The sequence below is a fragment of the Propionivibrio sp. genome, from assembly GCF_016790145.1.
GTDB lineage: Bacteria > Pseudomonadota > Gammaproteobacteria > Burkholderiales > Rhodocyclaceae > Propionivibrio.
Genome location: NZ_JAEUOI010000199.1, coordinates 1 through 7,660, shown reverse-complemented (window position 1 = coordinate 7,660; position 7,660 = coordinate 1). Strand labels below are relative to the sequence as shown.

Here is a 7,660-nt window from a genome sequence, read left to right as displayed (position 1 = left end):
TGCCTTCCTTGTAGCGCCAGTGCGCCGCCACGCCGAGTTCGGCATGCGTATGCATATCGAGGGTGCGAATCTGTACTTCGAGCGAACGCCCGTCCGGGCAACTGACCGCCGTATGCAGCGAACGGTAATTATTACCCTTCGGATTCGAAATATAGTCGTCGAATTCCTTGGAAATCGGCGACCACATGTTGTGCACCAGACCGAGCACCGTGTAGCAGTCCTTCACTTCACCGAGAATCACGCGCAACGCACGCACATCATAGACTTCAGAGAACTCGACGCCCTTCTTGCGCATCTTGTTCCAGATACTGAAGATGTGCTTCGGACGACCGTAAATCTCAGCCCCCTTGATACCCGCCGCCTCCACTTCCCGCCTCAGGCGTTCAATAGCGTCGGTAATGAACTGTTCGCGCTCGCCACGCTTTTCATCGAGTTGGCTGGCAATCTTCTTGTAGATATCCGGCTGCAGAAAGCGGAACGAAAGGTCCTCAAGTTCCCACTTCAGTTCCCACACACCCAGCCGATTGGCCAGCGGCGAATAGATTTCCAGCGTTTCACGCGCCACCTGAACGCGAAGCTCATCGGGCACCTCGGCATAGTGGCGCATGGTCTGGGTGCGCGAAGCCAGCCTGAGCAGCACGACGCGGATATCCTCGACCATGGCCAGCAACATCTTGCGCAGGATTTCGATCTGCGCTTTCATTTCGACCGGATTGTGCTCGCCGCTTTCCACCGAATGCGCGACGAACCCGCGCGCAATCGGGCGCAGGCGATTCAGGCGGGTAATGCCGCCGACCAGATTCGCCGCGGCCGCACCAAAGCGCTCTTCGACATGCTGGAGACCATGTTCCTCGTAAGTCGGTACTGCAAAAAGCAGCGCAGCCAGACGACTGTCAGCGTCCAGCTTCAATCCGACCAGAATCAATGCCATCCCCAGCGCGTGGTGCCAGACCCCTTCTCCACTCCCCAGTTTGAGATCAGTGTAGACCGATTGGGCAAACTCGGCACCGAGGCGGATTTTTTCCGTCTCTTCGGCGGAAAGACCTTCACACAACGTTTGCAGGGAGTGTTCGAAGTCGCTCTGGGCGGCGACGGAATGGACAACAGAAACCATGGCGCAATTATATGCTTTTTACGCGACAGGCTTTCTTGGATAGCACCAGCGGAATCGCCTGAAATTCGCGGTATCCGGTTATCGTGAATGATGCGGGGTGCTCGTGGGCAGGCTGGAAAGTCAAAGCGGTGGTCCGCTGACCAACTCAAAACACGGCATCTGAAAACCACTCCGGCTATGGAATCTGCACGTTCATTGTTCGCTTCAGGAAATAACGGCCATCAGCGACAATGACCATCGGGCAAGCTCCAGGCCAAAAAGCCCTTCCCGTTACTTCAGGCTTTCCTGAAGAAGGGTCTGCAACTGTTCAAGCAAGGCATCGCGCAAGACATGGAGTTCCCCCAGCCTCGCCACGGCCACAAGGTTGTAGCCTGTAACCTTGAGTTCACACAGATCAGCGGCCAGCAGATGCACCTGCCGGTGCAAGGATTCGAGGACATGGAAGGCGGACTGCGCACCATAGCGGGCCTGACCCTCGGCATCCAGCCAGACGCCCAAGCGGCACTGGTGGTGATCAAGCGGCAGGTGATCTTCACGCTCGCCTTTAAGGTAACGGGCGAAGGCAACGATCCAGGCGCGGTGCTCGACGCTGGCAAAGAGCAACGGTAAATCGTCGCGGTTGATTGAAGACCGGTTGCTCCAGTCGGAATCGGGACGCCAGGCACTGGCCCAGGCGGGGAAATCGTGTGCCGGCATCGGTCGCGCAATGCCGTAGCCCTGCGCCAGCTCACAGCCCAGTTGCAGCAGCATCTTGCCATGCTCGACGGTCTCCACGCCTTCGGCGATGACCTGGCGGCGGAAGGCGATGGCCAAACCAAGCACGCCTTCGAGTATGGCCAGGTCATCGGGGTCGTCAAGCATGTCACGCACGAAACTCTGGTCAATCTTGAGCAGTTTCACCGGCAGATGTTTCAGGTAGGTCAGCGAGGAATAACCGGTACCGAAATCATCCAGGGCGAACATTACCCCGATTTGCCGGCAGGACTCGATGATACCGGTGACGCGGGCCAGGTCGACCAGCGCGCTGGTTTCCAGCACCTCCAGTTCAAGATCGCCCGGACTGAGCTCAGGGTGTGCTGCCAGAAGCGCGCACAGGCGCTCGACGAAGTCCGGCTGCTGCAACTGGCGGGCACCGACATTGACGCTGACCGGGATGTCCAGCCCGGCCTCACGCCAGTGCTGCATCTGGGTCAGTGCCGTATCGATCACCCACTCGCCGATTTCGACGGCCAGCGGGTGATCCTCGATCACCGGCAGGAACACCGCCGGCGGCAGCAGACCTTTTTCCGGATGTTGCCAGCGGATCAGGGCTTCGGCGCCGATCACCTCTCCCGTTCGCATGTTCACCTTGGGCTGGTAATGGAGAACGAATTCGCGCGCGCTCAAGGCGCGTCGAATGTCCTCCAGGCTTTCGTGGCGACCGCGGACGCTGTTGTCCTGCTCGGTGTCAAAGACATGGTAACGGTTCTTGCCGGCCAGCTTGGCCTGATACATGGCATGGTCGGCCTGGCGAAGCAACAGATCCGCATCCACGTCTTCGCTCTGCGGATAAAAGGTGACACCGAGACTGGCCGAGACCTGAAGCATCAGATCGCCAACCTGTACCGGCTCGGCGGCGGCTTCGAGCAGACGGGCCAGCACCTGCACACTGGCCGCGACATCGGCCAGGTCGAGCAGCACGGCAACGAACTCGTCGCCGCCCAGGCGGGCCAACGTGTCGCCTTCGCGCAGGGCTTGCTTCATGCGGCTGGCCAGTTCGATCAGCAACTGGTCGCCGGCGTCATGCCCATGGCGGTCGTTGATGGCCTTGAAGCCATCGAGGTCAAGATAGGCTACCGCCAGCGGCTGGCGGCGCCGCTGCGCCTGGGCCATGGCCTGCTGCAGGCGGTCGGCCAGCAGCGTGCGGTTAGGCAGCATGGTCAGTGAATCGTAATGGGCCAGATGCTCGAGCTGCCGTGCGTGCTCCTTGACCGCGGTGATGTCGGAAAACAAGGCAACGTATTGCCGGGTATTGCCCTCGGCATCGCGCACGGCACTGATGGTGAGCATCTCGGCATATACTGCGCCATTCTTGCGTCGGTTCCAGATTTCACCATACCAGTGGCCTTTTTCGGTCAGATCGCGCCACAGTGCAGCGTAGAACGCCTGTTCCTGACGGCCGGAGCTGAGGATGCGCGAGTTCCGGCCGACAACTTCGTCACGGCTGTAACCGGTGATGCGCGAGAATGTGTCGTTGACGTCGATGATCGTTCCGTCAGTGTTGGTGATCATGATGCCTTCGCGGGCATGGGTGAAGACGCTGGCAGCGAGGTGGAGCTTTTCTTCGGCCTGCTTGCGCTCGGTGATGTCCCTGGAAAATCCGACGGTGCCGCGAACCAACCCGTCGACCATAATTGGCGACTTATAGGTTTCGAACCACACCCATTGACCATCGACTTCGATGTATTCCTCGACAATCTTTGCACTGCGGCTGTCAATGACCGTTCGATCGTCGGCCCGATAAGCTTCCGCCAGTTCCTGAGGCCAGATGTCGAGATCGGTCTTGCCAACCAGGAGGTTGGCAGACGCATAACCGCAGGCTTTAGCGAACGATTTGTTGACAACCAGGAACCGGCTGTCTGTATCCTTGAGCCAGACCAGGAAAGGAAAATTGTCGAACAGCGCTCGCTGATAGCGTTCGCCCTGTCGTAGCGCCTTTTCGGCCCGCTTGCGCTCGGAAATGTCGCTAAAAATCCATATACTACCCTCCTGTGGCCGGGTGGGATCGACCGCCCGACCGCTCAGCACACCCCAGAAGATGCTGCCATCCTTGTGCCGTAATGGCATTTCTGTCATAAAATTTTTGTTTTCCGCCACTGTGGCATAGGCCTCCGCCCCGACCTTTTCGAAGGTCTCGCGGGAATCGTAGAAGCACAAGGAGGATTTGCCTATCAGTTCGCCTGGCTCATATTGAAAGAGTTCCTCCAGGCGGCGGTTACATGAAACAATGCGCCGATTCTTCAGGTAGACAATGCCGACCAGCACGTTATTCAGAATCGTTTCTTTTTCTGCCAGAAGCTGGCGGGTTTGTTCTTCCTGTTTCTTGCGCTCGGTGATGTCGGTCGAAATTCCGCACAGGGCGTAAATTTGGCCATCCTCAAGGCGTAGCGGCAGCTTGGTCGACTGAAAGACGGCTGTTTTCCCGGAACCGGAAAGGGTGTTGATTTCCTCCGAGCGGAATGTTTCGCCCGTTTCGAGCACACGACGGTCCTGGCACCGAATGCTGGCGCTCGTTGCCTCGTCAAAGAACTTCTCATCTCCGAAGCCGACGATGTCTTCCATTTCAACTTGCCACAATTCACGTACAGCCCGGTTGGCGAACAGGTAACGGCCCTCGCTGTCCTTGAGATAGATGCAGGCATCGACGCTTTCGAGAATGGCGCTCAACTTGTTCTCGCTGGCCGACGCCAGCGCTACCTGTTTCTGCAGCGCACCAGTGACACGCAGATAGTCATTCCGTTGCACTTCGTAATCGGAACGTAGCCGCGCCTCGGCAAGTTGCGCGCGCTTTTCCTGGTCGCCAGCCGCACTGGCCACGGCCACCGCGTCGAGCGCCAGGGCCAGGAGTTCGCCACCGTGGGCGAGCGCTTCACGCGACAGGCTGACATGCCAGAGCAGCGGACCAAGTCGAGCGATCAGCGGCATCCCGAAGGTGAGCACCACACCCTCGACCCGCGTCCGGAAATCAGGCAGCAGCGCACAGGCTGACGCACAATCTGCCGCGAGCAGAACCACCGTACCCGAGAGCAACTCGCGCTTGCCGACAGCACCACAGTGAAAGCCCGCTGGCGGATCGCTGATCAAGCTGAGATAAGCTGTGTTCATGGGTTCACCACTCGATCAGCAACAGCACGTAGCTCTGTGGAAAAGGTTGTGCGTGTAGCTTTGTTGCGAGCCAAAGGGGCGATTTCTCCAAATGACGTGAAACCGGCCAGGGGCAAACCCGGTGCGAAGGCCTGGGTCAGCGCACGTGTCTCGATCTTTTCCAAGCAGCGCCTTGCGCCCGGAACAACTGATGACCAGAGCCGCTGCCGGCTCCCTGACGCTGGCGCTTGCCGCTTCGGCGATGGCCTGTACCTCAGCCACCATGTCGTCCGGGCGAGCCAGGCAAACCGGTACCGAATGACCTATGGCGATGTCGCCAACCAAGCTGAGTGAGCCATGCCCCTCCAGCAACTCCGGCACAGAGCAATGAACCGAAGAGAAAAGAAAAACGACTTCAGGCGGATTCGAGGCCAGCGATTCGCCCAGCGCAATACCGGCGCGGCAAGGGTCAGTGATGACGGTACTTGATGAAATCGCCCGCATGGTTCACCACTTCAAATGTTCTCTTATGAGCAGGTTTCATTCTACAAAGTTTACGAGGCAATGGGGTAATCGTCATACTTCTATTGGAATTGACTATCGTTCTGCGATGGACGGCTGTTTCAAGCCCTCGCCACGTCCAGTGCACTGCGCAATCGGGCGCCCTTTTCTACATCCTGACAATTGTCGCGTGCATAATGCCCCCTGGACCCGACAGCCCCGACAAATTTGACCGCATGCTCTCCAGATTTCATCACCCGTATCTCCTGCTCATCCTGACCTCGCTGTTCTGGTCCGGCAACATGGTACTTGGTCGCGCCATTCGTAACGAGGTGCCGCCACTATCGCTGGCTTTCTGGCGCTGGGCGATCGCGCTGGTGCTTACCCTGCCGCTCGCACTGCCGCACCTGCGCAGCCAGTGGCCGCAGCTCAGGAGCGGCTGGCCGGCCATAGTCATCCTCGGCCTGCTCGGCGTCGGCGGTTACAACACACTGGCCTACATTGCGCTGCAATACACGGCTGCCACCAATGCCGTCCTGCTCAACTCATTTATCCCGATTGCCACCATCGCGCTGTCCTGGGCGTTCCTGAAAAAAAACCTGCACGGCAGCGAATGGCTTGGTGTGCTGACTTCACTGTTCGGTGTCATCACCATCGTCGCGCGTGGCGAACTCTCTACCCTGGCCGGACTGGCGCTGAACATCGGCGATCTGTGGATGCTCGGCGCCGTATTCATCTGGGCCTTGTACACGATCGGCCTGCAATGGCGACCGCCCGGCGTGCACCCGATGCTTCTGCTCGCGGCCTTGATCGTCGTCGGCCTGCTGGCACTGGCTCCCGTCTATGCCTGGGAAATCGCCCAGGGTCGATTGATTCATCCCACACCCACGTCGCTCGCTGGAATCGCCTACACCGGAATCTTCCCCGGCTTTCTCGGCTACATCTTCTACAATCGGGCCGTTGGCGAAGTCGGCGCCAGCAAGGCCAGCCTTTTCATTCACCTGATGCCGGTTTTCGGCATCCTGCTGGCAGCCCTCTTTCTCGGCGAAGTACCGCAGACTTACCACTTCGCCGGCATTGCCCTGATCTTTGCCGGCATCTATCTGACCACCTCGCACCAGGCCCGTTAGACGCATGACCATCGGGAAACTCATCAACTGGCTGCGCGGGACGTCACAGGCCATGCCCCTGCCCGACGAACTGTGGCAACAAACGCTCGCCAGCCTGCCTTTTGTCGAGCGGCTCGACGATGAGGAGAAAACGCGCCTGCGCAAGCTGACCGAAGCCTTCCTGGCTGAAAAGGAATTTACCAGCGCCGGTGGCCTTGAACTGACCGACGCCGTGTGCGTCTCGATTGCCACGCAGGGCTGCCTGCCGATTCTCAACCTCGGACTGGAGAGCTATCGCAACTGGGTTGGTATCATTGTCTATCCGGACGAGTTCATCATCCCGCGCGTTGTCGAAGACGAATTCGGCATCGTCCATGAATATGACGATATCGCCTCGGGCGAAGCCTGGGATGGAGGCCCCCTGCTCATCTCATGGCACGACGCGCAGATGGCCGGCGCAGGTTACAACGTGGTCATCCACGAATTCGCGCACAAGCTCGACATGCTCAACGGCGAGGCCAACGGCATCCCGCCGCTGCCGGCGAGCGTCTCGCGCACGGAATGGGAAGCAACGCTGCTCGCGGCCTACGAGGATTTCTGTGCGCTGGTTGACGAAGCTGCGGAACGCGGTGATGACACCCTGTTTGATCCCTACGCCGCCGAGAGCCCCGGCGAATTCTTTGCCGTCATGAGCGAAACCTTCTTTGAAACACCGGACATCCTGAGCGAAGAATATCCGGCACTTTACACACTCATGAGCCGCTTCTACCGTCAGGACCCGGCTGCGCGGGGACGTTAAGACATCGCCCTTCACCCGGCGTAGGCTATCGCTTCGCTGGTCATGGACGGCAGGTCTTTCACGACAGGCGGTTTGACCCAGGACAAGCCCTAGGGTTTATGATGGGGAACCGCACCGGAGATTGTTCTTAATGCGCTTTGTCGACCCTGACCGCTACGCAGCGCTGAAGGCGACGGGCAAGCTGCCCTCGCCGAAGGGGGTCGCCTTGTCGATCATCCGGCTGTTGCAGCGCGACGATTTCCGGATTGCCGATCTGGTGCAACTGGTTCAATCCGACCCGGCGATCGCCGGACG

The 7,660-nt window shown here is 59.2% G+C and carries 5 protein-coding genes; 2 read left to right on the top strand and 3 right to left on the bottom strand.

Annotation, left to right across the window (positions count from 1 at the left end; genetic code table 11):
• From JNM42_RS16260 to JNM42_RS19525, 3 genes are all read right to left on the bottom strand, one after another.
• Positions 1-1,114: HD domain-containing protein (locus tag JNM42_RS16260; RefSeq protein ID WP_294272544.1), on the bottom strand; the 1,114-nt coding region annotated here is incomplete at its 3' end.
• A 270-nt stretch (positions 1,115-1,384) separates the two neighbouring features.
• Complete coding sequence (locus tag JNM42_RS16255; protein WP_294272542.1) at positions 1,385-4,978, bottom strand: EAL domain-containing protein; 3,594 nt, start codon at positions 4,976-4,978, stop codon at positions 1,385-1,387.
• Between the two features lie 15 nt (positions 4,979-4,993).
• Complete coding sequence (locus JNM42_RS19525; RefSeq protein ID WP_366504467.1) at positions 4,994-5,461, bottom strand: FIST C-terminal domain-containing protein; 468 nt, start codon at positions 5,459-5,461, stop codon at positions 4,994-4,996.
• A 233-nt stretch (positions 5,462-5,694) separates the two neighbouring features.
• Here JNM42_RS19525 and JNM42_RS16250 point away from each other — a divergent pair, with 233 nt between their 5' ends.
• Both JNM42_RS16250 and JNM42_RS16245 read left to right on the top strand, forming a co-directional pair.
• A complete protein-coding gene (locus tag JNM42_RS16250) occupies positions 5,695-6,588 on the top strand; it encodes a DMT family transporter (protein WP_294272539.1) in 894 nt (297 codons plus the stop codon).
• 4 nt (positions 6,589-6,592) lie between these two features.
• Entirely contained in the window at positions 6,593-7,366 is a 774-nt protein-coding gene (locus JNM42_RS16245; protein ID WP_294272536.1) for a M90 family metallopeptidase, read from the top strand.
• The last annotated feature ends 294 nt before the right edge of the window (positions 7,367-7,660 follow it).